The organism is Roseovarius aestuariivivens (assembly GCF_004761875.1).
GTDB lineage: Bacteria > Pseudomonadota > Alphaproteobacteria > Rhodobacterales > Rhodobacteraceae > Roseovarius > Roseovarius aestuariivivens.
In genome coordinates this window covers 314,106-334,498 of sequence record NZ_SJEY01000001.1, presented here as the reverse complement: position 1 = coordinate 334,498, position 20,393 = coordinate 314,106, and the positions used below count along the sequence as shown (strand labels likewise).

Here is a 20,393-nt window from a genome sequence, read left to right as displayed (position 1 = left end):
CAACGCGGGCCGGACCGCGGCTCAGTAATCCGTGGGTGCGCCGCCCTCGGCCTTGCGCCGCGCCACGAAGGCTGAAAGCTCCTCCAGGATGGCCTCATCCATCGGCGGCGGCTCGAAGCCCGCGACGATGTCTCGGAAAACCTGGTGCGCGCGGGCGGGTGTCCAGATACCGCCCGCCGCCTCCCACGCTTCGTAGTTGCGCCAGTCGCTCAGGAAGGGCTGGTAGAAGGCCGTCGTATACCTGTCCTGCGTGTGCTGGATGCCGAAAAAATGCCCCTGATCGCCCACTTCGCGGATTGCGTCGAACGCGATTTCGTCCGGACCTGTGGCGCAGATCGCCGGGTCCATGTAGCGCTGGATGTGCTGCAGGATCTCGCAATCCATGATCAGCTTTTCCGGGCTGGCGATCAGACCGCCCTCGAGCCAGCCAGCAGCGTGATAGACCATGTGCGCGCCCGACTGCACCGCAGACCAGAGGCTGTTGGAGGTTTCCCACACCGCCTGACCGTCGGGCACATTGGCGGCGCAAACGCCGCTGGCGCGCATCGGCAGGCCGTAGAACCGCGCCATCTGTCCGGTCATCTGCGTGGCGCGCATGTATTCCGGGGTGCCAAAGGCGGGCGCGCCCGATTTCATATCCACATTCGAGGTGAACGTGCCGATGGCGACACCGACGCCGGGCCGGATCACCTGCGCCAGAACCACCGCGCAGAGCGCCTCGGCCAGGCTTTGAGCGACCGCGCCCGCCATGGTCACCGGCGCCATGGCACCCGCCAGCGTGAAGGGCGTGACCACCAGCCCCTGGTTGCGCCGCGCCAGCCGCATCCAGCCGTCCAGCATCGGATAATCATGCTTCAAAGGCGAGGTGGAGTTGATGTTGGAGAACATGTGCGGGCGGCTCTCGAACGCTTCATGGGAAAGGCCCCCGGCAATGCGCACCATCTCCATCACGTCCTCGACCCGCTCCTTGCCCAGGCAATAGGCATGCGCCACCTTGTCGGTCAGCGTGAGCTTGTCGAAAAGCACATCGAGATGCCGCAGGCTGGCGTGAATGTCCTGCGGTTCCACCGGATAGCCGCCGACGAAGTGGATGCAGTTGAAATATTGGCTCAGCTTCAAAAGGCTGGCGCACATCTCGCGGTTGCCGGTCACCTTGCGGCCAAGGCTCATGTCCCAGTAGCTTGGCGGCGAGGAGACATTGCCGAAATTCAGATTCCGCCCGCCCAGCGTGATCGCCCGGTCAGGATTGCGCGGCGTGATGGTGAATTCGGACGGCGCCTTGCCCACCATCTCCATGACGAAATCGCGCCCCATGCGCACGGTTTCGCCCTCGATCAGGCACCCGCCCGAACCGCGCAGCACCTCCAGCGCCTCTTCGTTGAGAAACGCGATGCCCAGCTCTTCGAGGATGCGCATCGCGCCGTCGTGGATCGCGTGGATACCTTCCTCGGTGAGGGGTTCGGTGGGCCGGTCGATATTGATCGGCGGGTTCCACGGCATCTGGTCGATGACCGCCACACCCCGGCGCAGGGCGTTGCCCGCGCGCCCGCCGCTGCGCTTGCGTTGTTTCAGAGCTTCGGCCATCCCGGTACCTCCCGACTGGATAGGTCCATGCAAGCACCGCTTGGGTCCGGACATTTGCCGGTTCGCGACACCGGCTGTCGCGGATGTGCGCCTCAGGGCGCGGGAAAGGGCGCGCGGCGCCGCAATTGCCGCCAGAGGTAAAGCGCGAGACTGATCACCACGATGGCGCCGCCCAGGATCATGGCCGGCGTGGGCCGTTCGCCGACGCCCAGCCAGACCCAGAACGGCCCGAGCACGGTTTCCATCAGCATGATCAGGCTGACGGTGGCGGCCGGCGCATGGCGCGAGGCCAGCGACAGCGTGAAGAACGAGACCGGCAGGACCACCGCGCCGGTCAGCGCCATGAAGCCCAGCCGCCCGTCGAACATCGCCGCCGGGCCGGTCACCGCCCAGCCCAGCCCGCCCGCGATCAGCGCGCCAAGGCCGATCACCAGAAGGATCGGCAGGCGCGGCCGCGCCCGCAGCACCACGAAGTTGAGCGCCAGCACCAGCGCCACGCCCAGCCCGAAAGCCGCACCCGCAAGCGCCCGCAGGTCGAGCGACAGCGTTTCCGCCCCATCGCCCAGCACCGCCACGGCGATGCCGGTCAGCACCGCGCCGATGGCCGCCCAGGTGGCCAGACTCGCCCGCTCGCCGGTCACTAGCCGCGCCAGAAGTGCGGCGCAGACCGGGACGGCGGCGACCCCCATCAGCACCACCGCCACGGGGGCGCTGGCGATGCCAAGGCAGAAGAGCAACGAATTGAACACCTGGCAGATCACGATCAGAAGGCCGGGTCCGCTGCGCAGGCTGGCCAGATCCCCGGCCCGGTCGCGCGCTGTCGCGGCCCAGAGGCCCAGCATGACGCTGCCCATCAGCAGACCGCGCCACCCGGTCATCTGAAAGCCGTCCATGCCCGACAGCCGCATCAGCATCGCGTCGGGCGTCAGTACCAGCGTCCCGAAAAGCGCAAGCGCGATGCCGAAGGCGGGGCCACGGCTCACGCGCGAAGCCAGTCGGGAATATGCCCGATATCGGGCAGCACGATATCGGCATGCGGCGCCAGCGCCGCCGCCTCCGCCGGGCCGGTCAGCACGCCGATCGTGCGCATACCCGCCGCGCGGCCCGCGATCAGGTCATGGGTGCTGTCACCGACCATGGCGATGCACGCCGGATCAAGGCCCGTGACACGGGCGAAGGCCAGAAGCGGGCCGGGATCCGGCTTGGCCCCGTGGCCGGAGTCGAACCCGGCCACGAAATCGAAGCTGTCAAGAACGCCGGCACGGCCCAGATGCGCCCGCGCGCCCGCCTCGGTGTCGTTGGTGACGACGCCCAGCGCGCGGACCGCCCGTCGTATCCCGCCAAGGAAGGGCGCAAGCGGCACTGCCTCGGCCTGCGGCACGTCGAGCGTGGCGCGCATCAGGAAGGCTTCGACCTCGTCCACGTCGCGGCCCGGCAGCGCGCGCGCGACGCATTCCGCGGCTTCACGGTTGGTGCCCGCGATTAGGGGGCTCGAGGGGCGAAAGCGGCGCGCGGCAAGATCGTAATCCATTTCCGCGGCCATGCGGGCCGCATGGTCTGGGTCGCCGCCGGTCAAATCGGCGATCACGCCATGGGCCCACGTGCTCCATGTGGTGTGGAAATCGAAGAGCGTTCCGTCCTTGTCGAAGATCAGCCCGTCAATCTTTCTCTCCGCCCCGTTCACCATGTTGCGCTCATGTCCAATGGGTCTGCTGGCCGCCGGGAAGGGCCGCGCGGGCCAGCTGCACGGCCTCGTTCGGGCGGCCCGCCGCCGCGCAGAACTCTACGACCCAGGCGTCGTCCTGCATCACGAACTCAAGCACAGAGGCAAGAAAAACAGGGTCTTGCGCGCCTTCGCGCAGCGTATCGCGATCTGCACCGGTCGCGCCCATAAAGACGCCCAGAAGATCCTCGTGCCCCGCCAGCCAGGCCAGGCATTCCAAGCCGATCGTTTCGGCGGCTTCCCGCGCATAGGCCATGCCGTCTTAATCTCCGGAAAGGTTTTCTTAACTTCTCACAGGAATAGTCCCAACCATTCGAAGGGCAAGCGAGAAAGGTCCTCCCGATGTCGGGCAATATCCTGATCGTCGACAGCGTTTCCACCAACCGCATCGTCCTCAAGGTCAAACTCTCGGCGGCCTTTTACACGGTCTCCCAGGCCGGGTCGCTCGACGAGGCGCTCGATCTCGCGGACACGCGCCGGCCGGATCTCGTGCTCGCCGCCGCACTGCCAGACGCCAGCTTTCCCGAGGTGCTGTCACGACTGCGCGCGGTGCCGGGGATGGACATGGTGCCGGTGGTCGCGCTCCTCGACCAGAACGACCCGGCGACGCGCGCGCAGCGGCTGCGCGAGGGCGCGGCGGACGTGATCGGCAAACCGCTGTCCGAGGCGGTGCTGCTGGCGCGGCTGCGCAGCCTGCTGCGGCATGCGCCCCGCGCCGACGATCTGGGGCTGCAACCGGCCGTGGCGCGGGCGCTCGGGTTTGCCGAAACGCCGGCGGCCTTCGCCGCGCCCGGCCGTATCGCGGTCATGGGCGGCGATGCGGCCGGCACGCAGCGCGCGTTCCTGTCGCGGCTGGCGCGGCAGGGCCGGCATCAGGTCACGACCGCGTCGGTGTCGCGTGCCCACGGCCTGGCCACCCTGCCGCAGACCCCGCATGTCGTGCTGCTGGTCATCGGCGAGGCCGAGGACGATCCCGGGCTCGACCTTCTGGCAGAACTGCGCAGCGCGCCCGCGACCCGGCAGGCCCGCATCATCGCCATGATCGACCGCGCCGATGCGCCGCGTGCGGCACATCTGCTTGATATCGGCGCGCATGACGTGATCGGCGCCGATACGTCCGCCGACGAGATCGAACTGCGCCTGGCCGCGCAACTGCGCCAGCAGCAGGCCCAGGCCGCGTTGCGCAACCAGTTGCAGACCGGGCTCGAGGCCGCGATGACCGATCCGCTGACCGGGCTCTACAACCGCCGCTACGCGCTCAGCCAGCTCAACCGCATGATCGAGGCCCTGCCCGTGCGCGGCGGCGGCTTTGCGGTGATCGCCGCCGATCTCGATCATTTCAAGTCGGTCAATGACAGCTACGGCCACGCAGCGGGCGATCTTGTGCTCACCCGGGTGGCGGGTCTTTTGCAAAGCGCGTTGCGTCCCGGGGACGTCCTGGCACGGATGGGGGGCGAGGAATTTCTCATTCTGCTGCCCGACTGTTCGCGCGCCGCGGCCCGCCACATGGCCGCGCAGATCTGCCGCGTAGTGCGTGAAACCCCGCTCAGCCTGCCGGGCGCGTCTGCGCCGCTGCATGTCACGATCAGCCTTGGGGTCACCTTGGCCGAAACCCGACCGGGAGCGCCCGTGCCCAGCCTCGACGGGCTTCTTGGACAGGCCGACCGCGCTCTTTACGGCTCCAAATCCGACGGGCGCGACACCGTCACCTTCGCCCACCGGCCTGCCGCCTAGCGCGACAGACGCCGCCGCAGCGCGGCCTCCAGCCGGTCCGCATAGGCCGCGCGTTCAGCCGCCGTCATCTCTGCCAGCCGCTCGGCCAGAAGCGCCTGACCCCGCGCCATACGTGTCTCGAAATGCCCCCGGATCTGCGCCATTTGCACGGTGACGGCACCGCTGTCATAGGGCGTGGCGCGCAACAGCCGGATGAGGTCGCGCATCGCGTCGCGATGCGCCTGCCGCGCCGCGAGGTCCGGCGCGCGCTCCCCGTGCATCCGGGACCGCAGGATCCGGCGATCCTCGTCGCTCAGCGCCCGCGCCATCGGCCCGCCGCCGCCATGCAGAGCATGGCCGCGCCACGGCCCGCCGCCGGTCACCGCCGCGCCGATTACGCCGCCCGCGATCAGAAGATTCACCGCCAGAGAGACGACCAGCAGCACGCGCATCCAGCGCGGCGCGGTCGGGGGCGCGACCCGGTCGTTCGGTCCGGCCATCACATCGCCTCCTCTGTCAGCAGCACCATCGTGACCGGCTCGGCGTCGATCACCAAGGGTCCTGCCGCGCCAAGCCAGCCGTCCACCTGCGCAAGCAGCATGGCGGGCGGCGCGATCCCGATCCACAGCCCGGCCACCGCCGCGGTCGACAGCCCGGCCATCGCGGGCCAGCCGCCCAGCGCCCTGCCCAGTTCGGCCAACCGCGCCCGCCAGCGATGCGCCGGCAGAGCCGTCGTGCGGATCTGCGCGGCCTCGGCATCCGCCAGCACGCGCGCCAGAAAGTCCGCCTCGGGCTGCGGGGCAGTCTGCCGCGCGGCGTCGAAAAACGGGTCAAGGCCCGGGTCGTGATCCTCGCGTCGTCCGGTCATTCGGTATACCCCAACTCTTCGCGTCTCTGGCCCAGCGCGGCCCTGAGCGCCCGTTTGCCCCGCGCCGTCAGGCTTTCCACGGCCTCGACGCTCAGTCCCATGATCTCGGCAATCTCCGGATTGCCGATCTCCTCTATATGGCGCAGCACCACCGCCTGTCTCTGCCGCTCGGGCAGTGCATCAAGCGCGGCCTGAAGCGCGTCGGCGCGCGCCTGGCGCTGCAGCGCCTGCGCCGGTGTCACAGCGGCGTCCACCGGCTCCGGTATAGCGTCGAGCGGCGTGGTCCGGCCCCGCCGGCGCAGCCGGTCGGTGCACAGGTTTGCGGTCACGCGATAGAGCCACGTCGTCACCTTCGCCTCGCCGCTGCGCCAGTCGGGCGCGACGCGCCATAGCCGCAACATCGCCTCCTGCGCCACGTCCTCGGCCTGGTCGCGTCGGCCGAGCAGGCGATAGGCGTGCGCCAGAACCTTGGGCGTCAGGCGCATCGTCAACGCCCGCGCCGCCACCCGGTCCCCCCGGGCGAAAAGCGCCAGAAGAGCCTCATCTGTCAGGTCCGATAAAGCGTCCAAAGGCATGTCCCATCGTCCACCGGTCTGTTCTGCGCGGAGCCGCGCCGCGATGCAAGACCGGCGCGCCGCGGCCAAGCGGTCCTCGGCGCGCCCGTGGCAGAGGGTTAATGATGTCCGCCGTGGCCGTGCGAATGATGGTGATGGTCATGGTGATGATGGTCGTCGTGGTGATGACCCCCATGATCCTTGCCGACATGATCCCCCATCCGGCCGTCATTCATCATCATGCCGTGGCGCATGCCGTCACCGCCCCGGCGGCCCATGTGATCGCCCATGTGATCACCCATATGGTTGCCCATTTGAGCGCCCATGTGGTTCCCCATTTGAGCGCCCATATGATTGCCCATGCGGTCGGCCATGCGCTGATGCATCGCGTCGAACTCGGCCTCGGAAATCGCGCCATCGCCATCGGCGTCGGCGCGCATCATCATCCGACCGCGCCCCATGGCTTGCATCTCATCAAGGCTGAGCATTCCGTTGCCGTCCGCATCCGCGCGCCCCATCATGCGCGATGCGCGCTGCGCCATACGCTCGGCCATACGCGCCTGCATCCGCGCCTGAATTTCGCTCGCGGACAACTGTCCATCCCCGTCCGTGTCGGCCGCCGCAAAGCGCGATTGGTGATGCGCGGCCATCTCCTCGGGTGTGATTCGACCGTCGCCATTGGTATCGAGCTCGGAAAAGCTGTGGCGCGGCTCGAAGGTCTGGTCTTCGTCGTCCTGCGCTGCGCCCTGCAGGGCCCCGCCCAGGACAATGCCAGCGGTAAGGGCGCTCATGAGGATCGAATTCTTCATTGCTCAGTCTCCAGTTCTTTCTCCGGGCCGCCTGCCTTTTGCGGCCCCTGGTTTTGCGTCATGCACAAGCGTGAAACGCAACCGGGCCGGCTCTCCGTCGCCGGCGGGCGAAAAAAATGGGCATAGGGCCGCGGATTTGCGACATCGCGACGCAAGGACAGGCTGTCACCTTCCTTTCCCGGCCCGGATCGGCCACATCTGCGCAAAGCCCAGCAAGAGGTCCGGGATGAGTGACAAGACAGTGAAATCGCACGAGCGCCCCGTCGGAGACGCGATGTGGCGGGGTTTCCGCCGCAAATGCCCGAATTGCGGCAGCGGCCCGATGATGAAAAGCTACCTCAAGGTCCGCGAGACCTGCACCGTGTGCCGCGAGGACCTCAGCCATGCGCGGGCCGATGACGGCCCGGCGTATCTGACGATCCTGATCGTCGGTCACGTCATGGCGCCGCTTCTGCACATCGTCTTCACCACCTGGCGGCCTGAGCCGCTGGTGCTCTTCACCATATTCGCTATTGGCTGCGTGACCCTCTCGCTTTACCTTCTGCCCCGGTTGAAAGGGGCAATCGTGGGCTTTCAATGGGCCCGCCTGATGCACGGGTTCTCCGCGCACTGACCTTTCGAACGCCGGGGCGAAAGGACGCGCGATGACCACCACCGTCGACAAGACCGCAATCCGCGACGCGGCCACCGTGATCGTGCTGCGCGATCGCGCCACCGACCCGCATGTTCTGATGGGTCAGCGCGGCGCGAGCGCGGCCTTCATGCCCAACAAGTTCGTTTTTCCCGGCGGTGCTCTGGACGCGGGAGATGCCGAGATTCCGCTGGCCCGCGCGCTGCCGCCGCTCTGCGCCGACCGGCTGGCCGAGGACAGCGCAACCGACCTCAGCCATGCCCTCGCCGCCGCCGCCATCCGCGAGCTTTGGGAAGAAACCGGGCTGATCCTCGGCCAGCCCGGCGACTGGCCGGGCGCTGTGCCGCCCGATTGGCAGGGCTTTGCGCAGACCGGACACGTGCCCACCGCGCACGCGCTGCAATTCGTCTTCCGCGCCATTACGCCGCCGGGCCGGCCTCGTCGTTTCGATGCGCGGTTCTTTCTGATCGACGCCGGCGAAATCGCCTCGGATCTCGATGATTTCTCGCGCGCCTGCGAGGAACTCAGCCATTTGCACTGGGTCCCGCTGCGGCGCGCGCGCGACATCGACCTGCCCTTCATCACCGAGGTCGTGCTGGCCGAGGTCGAGGCGCGCGCACACGATCCCGCACCACCCGCCTCTGTGCCGTTTTTCCGCAACGACGACGAGACAAGCCTGTTCTTGCGGCTCAACGGGCGCCCCATGCCGGCCCGCGACTGACGGGGCGCGCCTCAGCCCAAAAGCACCAGCAACAGGATGCTCGCCGTGACAAGCGCGATGCCCCAAAGCTCGCGCGCGGTGATTTTCTCGTGGAAAAACAGAACCGAGGCCATCAGCGAGAAGATCACCTCGACCTGCCCCACGGCAAAAACATAGGCCGCGTTCTGCAGCGTGAAGGCGGTGAACCACCCGATGCTGCCCATCAGGCTGGCCGCCCCCATCCAGACCGCGCGGCCCCGCGCCGCCCAGATGCGCCCAAGCTCTCCGGGCTCGCGCCAGCCCAGCCAGAGGCTCAGCACAAGACTCTGAAAGGCGGTCACGACCGCCACCGATACCATCGCACGCAGGAACGGATCGTCGCTGGCCACCTCCAGCGTCGCCCCGCGATAGGTCACGGCGGAGACCGCGAAGAACGCGCCCGACAACAGGCCCAGCCCCGCCGCGCGATTGCCGATGCGGCGCAGGAACGCGCCCTCGCGCCCGGCGACGTCCGACAGCACCACAACACCCACCAGACCGAGCACGATCGCGGCCAGCCCGCCCAGGCTCACCCGGTCGCCCAGCACGATCAGCCCGACAAGGGCGGTTTGCACGACTTCGGTCTTCTTGAAGGTGATGCCGACCGCGAAATTTCGCTCGGCGAACAGAAGGACGACGCACCAGGTGGCCAGGATCTGCGCCAGCCCGCCCGCCACGACATAGGCCCAGAAGGCCGGACCGACCCCCGGCCACTCACCCAGCCACGCGGCATAGCCCAGCGCCACGCAGGCGGCCAGCGGCGCGGCATAGGCGAACCGCGCCATCGTGGCTCCGCCCGCGCTCAGTACGCCCATGCTCAGCACTTTTTGCAGCATGAATCGCAGCGTCTGGAACGCCGCCGCCATCACCGATAACCAGATCCACGTCTCGAGCATGCGCTCTCATGCACCGGCGGGGATCAAAAGACCAGTCCCGCCGCAGTCAGTGCCCGGGCAGGCCGACCGGCGGCGCGACATGCGGCCCGTCCTCGCGGAAATGCGCCTCGCCGCCCGGGCGCAGGGGGTGGGCCACCGGATCCTTGGCGCGCCAGAAATGCCGGCGAAAGATCTCGGCATAGGAGCGGTAGAGATATCCGTCGTTGCGGCGCAGGTAATGCGCGCGACGCGACGCGTAAAGCGCCGGCAGCCGGTACCATGCGACCCCGGGATGCATGTGGTGCACGACATGCAGGTTGTTGTTGAGAAACAAAAGCGCAAGCGGGCCGCGATCCTCGATCACCACCGTGCGCCCGCGGGCCCGCGCATGCGCGCGATGCTCGAGAAAGGTGCGGATCTTGAGCAGCGACATCGCGCCGTAGACCGCCAGCAGATAGGCCCAGAGCGGCATCGGAGAGGCCGACACAAACACCAGGACAAGCGCCGCCGCCGGCACATGCAGCGCCCAGGCCACGCGCACGCCGCGCGCGCCGCGCCACAGCAGGCGGATCTCGTTCCGCAGGAAAAGCGCCAGACCCAGCAAAGGCCCCAGCACGATCCGCCCCGCCAGCGTGTTATTGGCGCGGAAAAGCGCCTGCGCCCAGCGCGGCAGATCGGCCCAGACAGCCGGATCGAGATAGTTCGATTCCGGATCGTCGTAGGGGTCGGTCAGCGCCTCGTCGCGGTGATGCGCAAGATGCAGATCGCGAAACCGCCGGTACGGGATGAAAACGATCATCGCCGGAAAGACCAGCGCCTCGTTCAGTCCCGCATGCCGGGTCGGATGGCCATGCAGCGCCTCGTGGCAGAGCGAGGACTGCAACGTGATCGCCAGCGCCGTGAGCATGATCCCAAGCGGCAGCCAGACGGTCGCCGCAACGCTCACGCCCAGCGCCCAGAGCCCGTAGCACCCTGCCAGCAAAGTCAAAGTGGGCCATTCCACCGTCCCGAGCCGCGCAGCCCGTGCCATCGGCGCCGCATCAGCCACGGTCGCGGCCCCAACCGATGCGTGCCCAGATGCGTTCATAGAGGAGGTAGCACAGGAACCCGAGCACCGTATTGAAAAGCGCCATCTGCCCGCCCAGCGCCGCCGAGCCTGTCATGACCAGACCAACGAGCGCCATCATGCAAAGCCCGATGCCGTTCCAGATCCCCGCCTTGACCAGGCTGCGCCGCGCCGTCTCCATTTCGTCCTCCTGTCGTCTTGTGGATGTTTCAAGGCTAGGCAGCCCTGCGACGCGAGACCATTCCGTTTCCAGTTCACAAATTTTTGCAATGTTGATAAATATCATCATATGCAGGCAAAAACCGACAAACGCGCCCGCGCCACGCTCTTTCGCAACCGTCTTACCGAGGCGATACAGACGCGCGGCACAAGCCAGAGCGCACTGGCCCGCGCCGTGGGCGTGGATCGCTCGACGGTCTCGCAGCTTCTTAAAGGGGATGCCGCACGCCTGCCCAATGCGCAGGTGGTCGGCGAATGCGCCCGCGCGCTCGGCGTGTCGGCGGACTGGCTGCTGGGGCTGACCGACCGCCCCGAGACCGCCGCCGATCTATTGTCCAACGCCGCCTCGCTGACAGAAGCGCCGCGCGCGCTGGTCGACGAGCAGGTCTTTCAATGGCACCAGGAGGCCGCGGGCTACAAGATCCGTCACGTGCCGGCGGGGCTGTCGGACATGCTCAAGACGCGCGAGATGCTGGAATGGGAATACGCGCCGCATCTGGGCCGCTCCACCGCGCAGGCGATCGGCGCTTCGCAGGACCGGCTTGACTGGATGCGCGGTTCGGCATCGGATTACGAGATCGCCATGCCGCTCTACGAGGTGGAGAGCCTTGCCCATGGCGAGGGCTATTACCGCGCGCTGCCGCGCGAGATCCGCGCCGCGCAGGTCGCCCAGCTGATCGACCTGACCGAGCAGCTCTATCCCCGGCTGCGGATCTATCTCTTCGATGCGCGGCGGCTCTTCTCCGCGCCGATCACCATTTTCGGCCCGCTCCTCGCGGTGCTTTATATCGGGCAGAACTATCTGGCCTTTCGCGACACCGAGCGGGTGCGGGCCCTGACCGCGCATTTCGACCTGATCGTCCGCGAGGCCAGTGTCGGGTCGCGCGATCTGCCCGCGCATCTGCGCGCGCTTCAGGCCGAGACCGGGCTGGCGCCGTGATCCAAAGGTGCGGCTGCGCCGCGCAGGTCTGGTCTGTCGGGGGCGCTGCCCCCGAACCCCCGAGGTATTTCCGGCCAGATGAAGAGGTCAGTAAGGCATCGGGTGGGCGCGGTGCGTGTCGTCGATGGCCTCAAGCAGCTCGGGCGAGAGGGTAAGGTCCGCGGCGTCAAGCAGGCGGTCGAGCTGGTCGAGCCGCGTGGCACCGGGAATGGGCAGGCAGGGGAAGGGCCGCGTCAGGCACCACGCCACCGCCATTTGCACAGGGTCGACGCCATGCTGGTCCGCGAGGTCGAGATAGGCCGCCACCGCCTTGAAGGCGTGTGGTGTCTTACGCCCGCCGAGGTTACCGTTGAGGCTCATCCGAGAGCCTTCCGGCACCGCGTCATTCTGATATTTGCCCGTCAGAAGCCCCGCCGCCAGCGGCGAAAAGGCCAGAAGCGTCACGTCCTCGTTCACGCCCAGTTCCGCCAGGTCGGTATCGTAGAGCCGGCACATCAGCGAATATTCGTTCTGGATTGTCGCCACCCGTGGCCCTGCGCCGGCCTCGGCAAGGCGCAGCCATTGCGCGGTGCCCCAGGCGGATTCGTTGGACAGCCCGAAGGCGCGGATCGTGCCGCGCTCCACCTCGCGCTGCAGCGCCTCGAGCGCCTCGCCCATATGCGCCAGGGTTTCCGCGCGGTCCTGCCCGGAGGGATCGAAGCGCCAGTTCTGCCGGAACATGTAGCTGCCGCGATTGGGCCAGTGAAACTGGTAGAGATCGATGTAATCGGTCCCGAGCCGCCGAAGCGAGCCCTCGATCGCCTCGGGAATGGTCCGGGCCGAAATCGGCGCACCGCCGCGCACGTCGCGGAGCCCTTCGCCGGACTGCTTGGTGGCCAGCACCACCTCGGCGCGCCGGCCGGTTGCCGCGAACCAGGTGCCGATGATCTCTTCGGTTCGCCCGATGGTCTCGGCACGCACCGGGTTCACCGGATACATCTCGGCGGTGTCGATGAAATCCACGCCCCGCGCCAGCGCCCGGTCGATCTGCGCGTGGGCCTCGCGCTGGGACGTCTGGCTGCCCCATGTCATCGATCCGAGGCAGATCGCGCTCACTTCGATTCCGGTGCGTCCCAGTGTCTTGCGTTGCATATCGGGCGTCTCCCTGTCCCTTGGGTTTTCCCATATCTAGCGGCGTGTCGCGCCACGTCACACGGCATTTCGCGGGTTGAGAACATTTAGGGAACATTCTATCCTGTTCGCTATGGATGCCAGCCTTCTCACCCGCCGTTCCCACAACACGCGCCCCGGCCTTCACGTGCTCGACGGCATGGCGCTGGCGCCCGCGCGTCTGCACGAGCTCTGCGGGCCCGCGCGCCACCGGCTGGCGATGCTGGTGGCCGCCGCGACGCAAGGCCCGGTCTTCTGGATCACGCCCGACTGGCAGGGCGACCGGCTCCACCCCGACGGGATGGCGCCGCTGGTGGGGCCCGAGCGGTTCACCTTCGTCACCCCGCGCCGCGCACCCGATCTTCTGTGGACGCTGGAGGAGGTGCTGCGCTCGGGGTCAGTGCCACTGGCGGTGGCCGAGCTGCCCGAACCGCCGGGGCTGACAGCGGTGCGCCGTCTGCACCTTGCCGCCGAGACCGGCGCGGCCGAGGGGCGCGGCGCGCCGCTTGGCCTGATCCTGACACCGGGCGAAGGCGGCGCGCCGGGGGTGGAAAGCCGCTGGCATATGGCGCCGGCCCACGCGCCGGGCCGCCCGGGATGGACGCTCGAACGCCGCCGCGCGCGCACGCTTCCCCCGCAAAGCTGGCAGGTCAGCCCCGGCAAGACGGGCTTTGTCCTTGATCCCCGCGAAGAAACCGCGAATTCTGTCTAAATGGCGGAGAAACCGCAGAAAACGCCCGGCCTCACTGCCGCACTCTGGCGCGAGATGCTGGGCAGCCGCGCCTGGTGGGGCGCGACCCTCCTGTTCGTCGGGGTGATCCTGCTGCTGGTGCTCTTTTTCGTCCGCGTCCCCGCCTCGGTCACGTTCGTGCCCGCGCGTATCGACAGCATCACGCAGGTGGACACGGATTTCGGCACCCGTCCCGCCTATACCGCCACGACCAAGGCCGGGCGGTTCTTTCCGCTGGTCACGCCCAACCGCCTGACGCCGCTGCTGGCCCCGGGCGACCGGGTTTGCCTGCGCGTGCAGACCGACCGTTTCACAGGGCGCGTCACCGCCCGGCACGCGGTGGAAAATCCCGCCTGCACACCCATGACGGAAAAGTGAGCAGGCATGGCGGGCGCGCCGTGCGAGACTCAGCCATGCTGTTGCGCGCCCTTGCCTGTCTTGCCATTCTCTCAGCCACGCCCATTCTGGCCGCCCCTGCAGCCTACAGGCTCGATGCCGAGCGCTCGGTCGTGGGTTTCACCTACGATTTCGAGGGACGAGAGCAGCAAGGCCAAATGCCGGTCCTGCGCGCAGAGATCACGCTCGATCTTGAGAACGTCACGCAAAGCGCGGTCGATGTGACGCTCGATGTCACGGGCGCACGGGCCGGGTTCATCTTCGCCACCGAGGCGATGAAAAGCGCGAAGGTGCTCGACGCCGCGCGCTATCCCACGATCCGCTTCCGCGCCTCTTCCATCAACGGCAGCCTCGCCCGCGCCACCGTGCGCGGAGAGCTGACAATCAGGGGCATCACCCGCCCTGTCACGCTGCAGGCCGGTCTTTACCGCCCCCTCAGAAGCGACCCGGGCGATCTTGACAGCCTGCTCATCCGACTCACCGGTGACGTCAGCCGAAGCGCCTTCGGCGCGGACGGATTTCCCGATTACGTGGGCGACCGGATCGGGCTCGACATCTTCGCGCGCATAGAAAAGTAGCGGCGCGGCGCGGAAACGACGCGTGTGTGACGAAAAGAGGCTGCCAGACCTACCCCGCCCTGCCAAACTGCTCGCATGCGCACCATCGTTTCTTTCGCGGCCCTCTTCCTGTCGGTCATCCTCTTGCAGCTCTCCACAGGGGGCGTGGCACCGCTCGACGCCATTTCGGGTCTGGCGCTCGATTTCACCACGGCGCAGGTCGGCATCCTTGGCTCGGCGCATTTCCTGGGCTTTTTCATAGGCTGCTGGTGGGCCCCACGGCTGATGGGCTCGGTCGGGCATTCGCGCGCGTTTGCGGCCTTCACGGCGGCGGGTGCGATCGGGTTGCTGGCGCATATGATGATCATCGATCCCTATGCCTGGGCGCTGATGCGCGTGGCCTCGGGGCTTTGCGTCGCGGGCTGCTACACGGTGATCGAGGCGTGGCTGCAATCGAAAGTCACGAACGAAACGCGCGGGCGCACCATGGGGATCTACAGGATGGCCGATATGGGCGCCTCGCTCGCCGCGCAGATGATCATCTCGGTGCTCGAACCCGCGGCCTATGTCTCCTACAACCTGCTCGCCATCATCTGCTGCGCGTCTCTTCTGCCGCTGACGCTGACCCAGGCGAGCCAGCCCGAAACCCCCGCCGCCCCGCGTCTGCGCCCCGGTCTCGCGCTCCGCTGCTCGCCGCTGGCGGCGCTCGGCGTCGTGGTCGCGGCGCTGTCGAGCGCGACCTTCCGCATGGTCGGGCCGCTCTACGGCGAGGGGGTGGGTCTGGCCATCGACCAGATCGCGTGGTTTCTCGCCGCCTTCGTCCTCGGCGGGGCGCTGGCGCAGTTTCCGGTGGGCTGGCTGGCGGACAAATACGACCGGCGGCACGTGCTGATCGGGCTTTCGGTCGCCGCGATCCTGTGCTGCATCGTCAGCGCGCTGATCGAGGGGCTCAGCCCGCGCGGCATCATGCTGACCGCCTTCTTCTTCGGACTGACCTCGTTTCCGATCTTCTCAGTCTCCTCGGCCCATGCCAACGATTTCGCCGACAGCTCGGAACGGGTGGAGCTTTCCGCCGCATTGATGTTCTTCTACGCGCTCGGCGCAATCGCGGCGCCGCTCACCGCCTCGGGCCTGATCGAACGCTTCGGCCCGGCGGCGATGTTCTGGATGATCGCGGCGGGCCACGCGGTTCTGATCGTCTACGGTCTCATCCGGATGCGCCGCCGCCCCGCGCCAGAGGACCGCACCCGATATGTCTGGGCGCCGCGTACGTCTTTCGTCATCGGCCGCCTCACCCGGTCGGACCGAGAGCGGGGCGCCGATCCGTAGGGCGTGCTTCAGCGCGCCCTTCCCCGCCTCCGCACCGTGCCCCGCGGCAAGGCCGCGCTGAAGCACGGCCTACCAACCCGCCTCTGGCACTGCGCGCGCCATTGCGTTAAGGGACGCGCACACTCGAAGGACAGATCGCCATGGCCCGCCATCTCATCACCTCCGCCATCCCTTACATCAACGGGATCAAGCACCTGGGCAACCTCGTGGGCAGCCAGCTGCCCGCCGATCTTTACGCCCGCTATCTGCGCGGGCGCGGCCACGAGGTGCTGTTTCTCTGCGCCACCGACGAACACGGCACCCCGGCCGAGCTTGCCGCCGCCAAGGCGGGCAAGCCGGTGGATCAGTACTGCGCGGAGATGTGGAAGGTGCAGGATGCGCTCGGGCAAGGCTTCCGCCTCAGCTTCGATCATTTCGGGCGCTCGTCATCGCCGCAGAACCACCGCCTCACGCAGCACTTCGCCGGCAAGCTGCACGAGGCCGGGCTAATCGAGGAAGTCACCGAAAAACAGGTCTATTCCAACGCCGATGGCCGCTTCCTGCCGGATCGGTATATCGAGGGCACCTGCCCCAATTGCGGTTACGACAAGGCCCGGGGCGACCAGTGCGAGAACTGCACCAAGCAGCTCGACCCGACCGACCTGATCGAACCGCGCTCGGCCATCTCCGGCTCCACCGATCTGGAGGTGCGCGAGACCAAGCATCTCTACCTGCGCCAGTCCCAGATGCGCGACCGGCTCAACGCCTGGATCGACGCAAAGACCGACTGGCCGATCCTGACCACCTCCATCGCGCGCAAATGGCTCAACGACGGCGACGGGCTGCAGGATCGCGGCATCACCCGCGATCTCGACTGGGGCATTCCGGTCAAGCGCGGCGATGAGGACTGGCCGGGCATGGAGGGCAAGGTCTTTTACGTCTGGTTCGACGCGCCCATCGAATACATCGCCTGCGCGCAGGAATGGCAGGACGCGGGCAAGGGCGAGAACTGGGAACGCTGGTGGCGCACCGATAAGGGCGCCGAGGATGTCCGCTATACCCAGTTCATGGGCAAGGACAACGTGCCTTTCCACACGCTCAGCTTCCCCGCCACGATCCTGGGCAGTGGCGAGCCGTGGAAGCTCGTCGATTACATCAAGTCGTTCAATTACCTCAATTACGACGGCGGTCAGTTCAGCACGTCACAGGGGCGCGGCGTCTTCATGGACCAGGCGCTCGAACTCCTGCCCGCCGACTACTGGCGCTGGTGGCTGCTCAGCCACGCGCCCGAAAGCTCGGACGCGGAGTTTACCTGGGAAAACTTCCAGGCCGGGGCGAACAAGGACCTCGCCGACGTGCTGGGCAATTTCGTCTCCCGCGTGACCAAGTTCTGCCGCTCCAAGTTCGGCGAGGTCGTGCCCGAGGCGGGCCGCCAAGGCCCCGACGAGACCGCGCTGATCGAAACGCTGACGACCCGCATCCGCGCCTACGAGTCCCATATGGAGGCCATCGAGGTGCGCAAATCCGCCAGCGAACTGCGCGCCATCTGGGTTGCGGGCAACGAATACCTTCAAGAGGCCGCGCCCTGGGCCACCTTCAAGGAAGACCCCGAGCGCGCGGCGATGCAGATCCGTTTCGCGCTCAACCTCGCCCGGCTTTACGCGGTGCTGTCCCGGCCCTTTATCCCCGATGCCGCGGCCACGTTGCTCGACGCGCTCAAGACCGGGGACGACAGCTGGCCCGACGATGTCGCGGCCGCGCTCGAGACGCTGAAGCCGGGCCACGCCTTCGAGGTGCCGCAGAACCTTTTCGTCAAGATCACCGACGAGAATGTCGAGGAGTGGAAAAGCCGTTTCGCGGGCCAGCGCGGCTAAGGCCGCGCCCGACAGCGCCTTGTGGTACCCGCGGCCGGACTCGAACCGGCACGGCCTTCCGGCCTGGGGATTTTAAGTCCCCTGTGTCTACCATTCCACCACGCGGGCACTGCTGTTTTCACTGAGATTTTCCTAGTCTCTTATGCCCAACTTTCCTTCCAGGTACGATATTTGCGTCTACTCAACATCTACCGTAGCTCGCAGGGGATTGCCGGATGGAAACCAAGATTACTCAACGCATGCTCGGAAGTATCGGCCCCACTGGTTCGCGTCAATTGATACGAGACATCACTGAGAAATGATTTGGCATTACCGTCACACCCAAAGGCAAAGCCAGCCATTGCGCAGAGGCAAGAGTCAAAAGCGGTCGCACGGTCAGAAAGCAGATTGGCAACGTGGACCACATTTCCCTTGACGACGCCCGCATTGAGGTCCGTATAATGTTTACCGTCTAAGAAAGGGCGTCGACATCGCTATAGAGTGCCCGGCAATCGTACACCCCGAACCAGACACACATGGACACGTATTCGAAAAGTACGTATCCACTCGCGTTCGGCTTAAGCCGGGAACTGTCGCGACATACTAAAAGGTAATGCGCTATTGCTCCTCCAACCTTCTGGATACTCCAGTAAACAAGATTACCAAAAAGCCGTGGCTGACAAATACAGAGAACTAACCTCTCGCGCTTCCACGAACTAGTGTTGGCAGACGAACGCGGCGAACAGGAGGCTGTTACGACCGCTGTAACGTATCTCAAAACCGATCCGACAGCGACCAGTCTCAGCGTCAGAAAGGGGAGCGCGACCGCCTGCTTGGCCGGATCTAGGGCGGCATGAATACTTACCGTTATATATCAGCTATTAGCCATGAACTTTACGCGACATCCAAACTTGTAAACTGGCGGTCTTGTTTCTGACCGATGACTTGGCATCTGCCATCGTCGCGTCCACTTTCGCTACCGACCCCGAATAGTTCTCTTGCCCGCGGCGTGGCCATCACTTCGACACAAATAGCATCCAGTAGCTCGTTCCACATTAAAATTTTGCGAGAGTTGAGGATGGTTGTTTCGATCGAGCTGTGGTTTTCGCCAAGCTCAGTTGAGGCAAGCCTCTGCAATGCCGAGTTGTTGAGTGATGTTTTGAGAAGCGAGCTTAATCATCCGTTGGATTAATACTTCCTTGCTTTACCTGACATCAGCTCTAAGATGCGTAAAGTCGGAAACTAACTGGAGTGATTGTCTCTCGCCGTCAGGATACGATCGACCTGCTTTCGCCCGGTATCGTGATGATCGAATCCTAATAACAGAACAAAAGCGGTTTTCACGCTCAATGTCTTTTCGAAATGATGGCTGCGCTCAGAAGGGAGACCAACTATACCTTTTTAATTGATAAAACGCTATAATACCTTTTAGCACCTCGGCGATTATAGCCGAATGAAAAAGTGATGCGCTGACTTCTTGGATTAGATTCGGCAATAAATTTTACATCCGACACCGCCAATACTAATGAAAGGAATTCAAACGAAATGATCACTAATAGAGGAATTCAGTTCGCCGCAAGATGCGCTTGGCGAGTGGGCAGTCACCGAATAAATGTAAAGCCAATGTTTATTTCAGGACCACCTAGGTCTGGCACAACGTGGATGTTAGAAGTTCTCGAAAATAAATTAAATGCACGGCGACACTGGGAGCCAGTAAAGGGAATTCAAGCGAAATGGCCACCGGTAGATGCGTACGTGGGAGGCCTCAGACCACATATCACAAGCCCTACTGACAACAAAAAGCTTCAGGACGCTTTATTTCATTTCTTCGCTGAGGGGGCTCCATTCGATATGACGCGTGCTCGCGCGCCCTATATGAGTCGAACAAAAAATTTTCTACGACTGGCATCGGCAGATCTGACAATTTTAAAGTTTACTGCAGCTCAGAGACTGCTGCCATTCATTTTATCAAATTTAAGTACTCAAGGGATTATCATATTGCGCAACCCGCTATCCATTATCGGATCAGTTAAGATGGCGGGCAAAAGGGAAGAGGGATGGGGTGAAAGGATTGTAGAGCAAAGCTTAGATGATAGCATTCTTGAACTTTATCCCAACACACCCTTACTTCATGAAAAACATATAACCACTTTCGATCAACTGGTGATAAGAGTGATTTTGGATACTGTAACTCCGGTATTTGACCCCTTATGCAAGGAAGTCGGCATATTTCTTCCCTATGAAGAAGCATATGAAGATCCAACCTTGTTTGACGTTGCCGTAGAAAGGCTTGGATTATCACATATTTCGCTTGGTCAAGCTGAAGTGAGCCGACCTAGCGCGACGACTCGAGACGAAAAAGGCTTGCTAGGCGGGCAGATTGTAAATAGGAGTTGGAACGACCGTCTAGAAACACACGAGATAGATCGTGCATTGGAAATTATGGAAGCTTTTGGCTTGTCCTTTTATGACGACGCCAAGGACTGCAAGATAAACACTCTTCGCAAAATTGGCCTAAAGAACCTAATCGTTCGCGGAATATGACTTAAATAAAGGTGAATTCACGGGTTATGACCCAATGACTCCCATCTGAAGGAGTGATGCACTCTTAGAAAAAGAGAGGTAGTCTCGGCGGTCTGGCTTGGATGCTGCGGTGGCAGAAGAAACAGGCTTAATCTA

General features: G+C 65.0%; 22 protein-coding genes and 1 tRNA gene. 10 read left to right on the top strand and 13 right to left on the bottom strand.

Translation table 11 applies throughout. The annotated features are described in order from the left end of the window. Window positions 1-21: 21 nt before the first annotated feature. The 4 genes from EZV60_RS01605 to EZV60_RS01590 all read right to left on the bottom strand — a co-directional run bounded on the left by EZV60_RS01605 (window position 22) and on the right by EZV60_RS01590 (window position 3,563). Window positions 22-1,584, bottom strand: coding sequence for a trimethylamine methyltransferase family protein (locus EZV60_RS01605; RefSeq protein WP_135501464.1), 1,563 nt, complete (start codon window positions 1,582-1,584; stop codon window positions 22-24). A gap of 92 nt (window positions 1,585-1,676) precedes the next feature. Then, window positions 1,677-2,567, bottom strand: coding sequence for a DMT family transporter (locus tag EZV60_RS01600; protein ID WP_135501462.1), 891 nt, complete (start codon window positions 2,565-2,567; stop codon window positions 1,677-1,679). Then, the gene (locus EZV60_RS01595) at window positions 2,564-3,271 is read right to left on the bottom strand and encodes an HAD family hydrolase (RefSeq protein WP_135501460.1); all 708 of its coding nucleotides are present in this window, start codon (window positions 3,269-3,271) and stop codon (window positions 2,564-2,566) included. Before EZV60_RS01595 ends, EZV60_RS01600 begins: the two co-directional genes overlap by 4 nt. Before the next feature lie 7 nt (window positions 3,272-3,278). Next, entirely contained in the window at window positions 3,279-3,563 is a 285-nt protein-coding gene (locus EZV60_RS01590; protein WP_135501458.1) for a DUF3572 domain-containing protein, read from the bottom strand. An 86-nt stretch (window positions 3,564-3,649) separates the two neighbouring features. Here EZV60_RS01590 and EZV60_RS01585 point away from each other — a divergent pair, with 86 nt between their 5' ends. Then, window positions 3,650-5,041, top strand: a complete 1,392-nt coding sequence (locus tag EZV60_RS01585; RefSeq protein ID WP_135501456.1) for a diguanylate cyclase domain-containing protein — start codon at window positions 3,650-3,652, stop codon at window positions 5,039-5,041. On the opposite strand, the gene EZV60_RS01580 is transcribed toward EZV60_RS01585, so the two are convergent. From EZV60_RS01580 to EZV60_RS01565, 4 genes are all read right to left on the bottom strand, one after another. Next, complete coding sequence (locus EZV60_RS01580; protein WP_135501454.1) at window positions 5,038-5,520, bottom strand: periplasmic heavy metal sensor; 483 nt, start codon at window positions 5,518-5,520, stop codon at window positions 5,038-5,040. The two genes, EZV60_RS01585 and EZV60_RS01580, sit on opposite strands and share 4 nt — an antisense overlap. After that, complete coding sequence (locus EZV60_RS01575) at window positions 5,520-5,888, bottom strand: hypothetical protein (RefSeq protein WP_135501452.1); 369 nt, start codon at window positions 5,886-5,888, stop codon at window positions 5,520-5,522. Before EZV60_RS01575 ends, EZV60_RS01580 begins: the two co-directional genes overlap by 1 nt. Beyond that, on the bottom strand, window positions 5,885-6,463 hold the full coding sequence (locus EZV60_RS01570; protein WP_135501450.1) for an RNA polymerase sigma factor: 579 nt from the start codon (window positions 6,461-6,463) through the stop codon (window positions 5,885-5,887). Before EZV60_RS01570 ends, EZV60_RS01575 begins: the two co-directional genes overlap by 4 nt. 98 nt (window positions 6,464-6,561) lie before the next feature. Further along, window positions 6,562-7,251, bottom strand: a complete 690-nt coding sequence (locus EZV60_RS01565) for an EF-hand domain-containing protein (RefSeq protein WP_135501448.1) — start codon at window positions 7,249-7,251, stop codon at window positions 6,562-6,564. A gap of 226 nt (window positions 7,252-7,477) precedes the next feature. Between EZV60_RS01565 and EZV60_RS01560 the strand changes: the two genes are divergently transcribed. Together EZV60_RS01560 and EZV60_RS01555 are read left to right on the top strand one after the other, a co-directional pair. Then, on the top strand, window positions 7,478-7,864 hold the full coding sequence (locus tag EZV60_RS01560; RefSeq protein ID WP_135501446.1) for a DUF983 domain-containing protein: 387 nt from the start codon (window positions 7,478-7,480) through the stop codon (window positions 7,862-7,864). Between the two features lie 31 nt (window positions 7,865-7,895). Continuing rightward, window positions 7,896-8,603, top strand: coding sequence for an NUDIX hydrolase (locus EZV60_RS01555; protein ID WP_135501444.1), 708 nt, complete (start codon window positions 7,896-7,898; stop codon window positions 8,601-8,603). 11 nt (window positions 8,604-8,614) lie between these two features. On the opposite strand, the gene EZV60_RS01550 is transcribed toward EZV60_RS01555, so the two are convergent. From EZV60_RS01550 to EZV60_RS01540, 3 genes are read right to left on the bottom strand one after another with little or no spacing between them, the layout of a single operon-like run. Next, complete coding sequence (locus tag EZV60_RS01550) at window positions 8,615-9,517, bottom strand: DMT family transporter (RefSeq protein ID WP_135501442.1); 903 nt, start codon at window positions 9,515-9,517, stop codon at window positions 8,615-8,617. Window positions 9,518-9,563: 46 nt separating this feature from the next. Continuing rightward, window positions 9,564-10,526 (bottom strand): fatty acid desaturase, encoded by a 963-nt coding sequence (locus EZV60_RS01545; RefSeq protein ID WP_135502174.1) that lies wholly within the window; start codon window positions 10,524-10,526, stop codon window positions 9,564-9,566. A 10-nt stretch (window positions 10,527-10,536) separates the two neighbouring features. After that, a complete protein-coding gene (locus EZV60_RS01540; RefSeq protein ID WP_135501440.1) occupies window positions 10,537-10,743 on the bottom strand; it encodes a DUF2061 domain-containing protein in 207 nt (68 codons plus the stop codon). Window positions 10,744-10,851: 108 nt separating this feature from the next. On the opposite strand from EZV60_RS01540, the gene EZV60_RS01535 reads away from it, so the two are divergent. Then, on the top strand, window positions 10,852-11,721 hold the full coding sequence (locus tag EZV60_RS01535; protein WP_135501438.1) for a helix-turn-helix domain-containing protein: 870 nt from the start codon (window positions 10,852-10,854) through the stop codon (window positions 11,719-11,721). Window positions 11,722-11,808: 87 nt separating this feature from the next. Here EZV60_RS01535 and EZV60_RS01530 read toward each other — a convergent pair whose 3' ends face one another. Next, the gene (locus EZV60_RS01530) at window positions 11,809-12,852 is read right to left on the bottom strand and encodes an aldo/keto reductase (RefSeq protein WP_135501436.1); all 1,044 of its coding nucleotides are present in this window, start codon (window positions 12,850-12,852) and stop codon (window positions 11,809-11,811) included. Between the two features lie 112 nt (window positions 12,853-12,964). On the opposite strand from EZV60_RS01530, the gene EZV60_RS01525 reads away from it, so the two are divergent. From EZV60_RS01525 to metG, 5 genes are all read left to right on the top strand, one after another. Next, window positions 12,965-13,582: an ImuA family protein gene (locus tag EZV60_RS01525; protein ID WP_135501434.1), complete on the top strand. Its 618-nt coding sequence runs from the start codon at window positions 12,965-12,967 to the stop codon at window positions 13,580-13,582. Further along, window positions 13,583-13,978: a hypothetical protein gene (locus EZV60_RS01520; protein WP_135501432.1), complete on the top strand. Its 396-nt coding sequence runs from the start codon at window positions 13,583-13,585 to the stop codon at window positions 13,976-13,978. It begins immediately after the preceding gene. Between the two features lie 20 nt (window positions 13,979-13,998). Beyond that, entirely contained in the window at window positions 13,999-14,574 is a 576-nt protein-coding gene (locus EZV60_RS01515) for a YceI family protein (RefSeq protein WP_245306167.1), read from the top strand. Window positions 14,575-14,649: 75 nt separating this feature from the next. Beyond that, on the top strand, window positions 14,650-15,882 hold the full coding sequence (locus tag EZV60_RS01510; RefSeq protein ID WP_135501430.1) for an MFS transporter: 1,233 nt from the start codon (window positions 14,650-14,652) through the stop codon (window positions 15,880-15,882). A 140-nt stretch (window positions 15,883-16,022) separates the two neighbouring features. After that, on the top strand, window positions 16,023-17,735 hold the full coding sequence (gene metG, locus EZV60_RS01505; RefSeq protein WP_135501428.1) for a methionine--tRNA ligase: 1,713 nt from the start codon (window positions 16,023-16,025) through the stop codon (window positions 17,733-17,735). Between the two features lie 22 nt (window positions 17,736-17,757). Here metG and EZV60_RS01500 read toward each other — a convergent pair. Further along, window positions 17,758-17,843: transfer RNA gene (locus EZV60_RS01500), tRNA-Leu, on the bottom strand. A 1,533-nt stretch (window positions 17,844-19,376) separates the two neighbouring features. Between EZV60_RS01500 and EZV60_RS01495 the strand changes: the two genes are divergently transcribed. Further along, the gene (locus EZV60_RS01495; RefSeq protein WP_167853433.1) at window positions 19,377-20,258 is read left to right on the top strand and encodes a hypothetical protein; all 882 of its coding nucleotides are present in this window, start codon (window positions 19,377-19,379) and stop codon (window positions 20,256-20,258) included. Window positions 20,259-20,393: the final 135 nt, after the last annotated feature.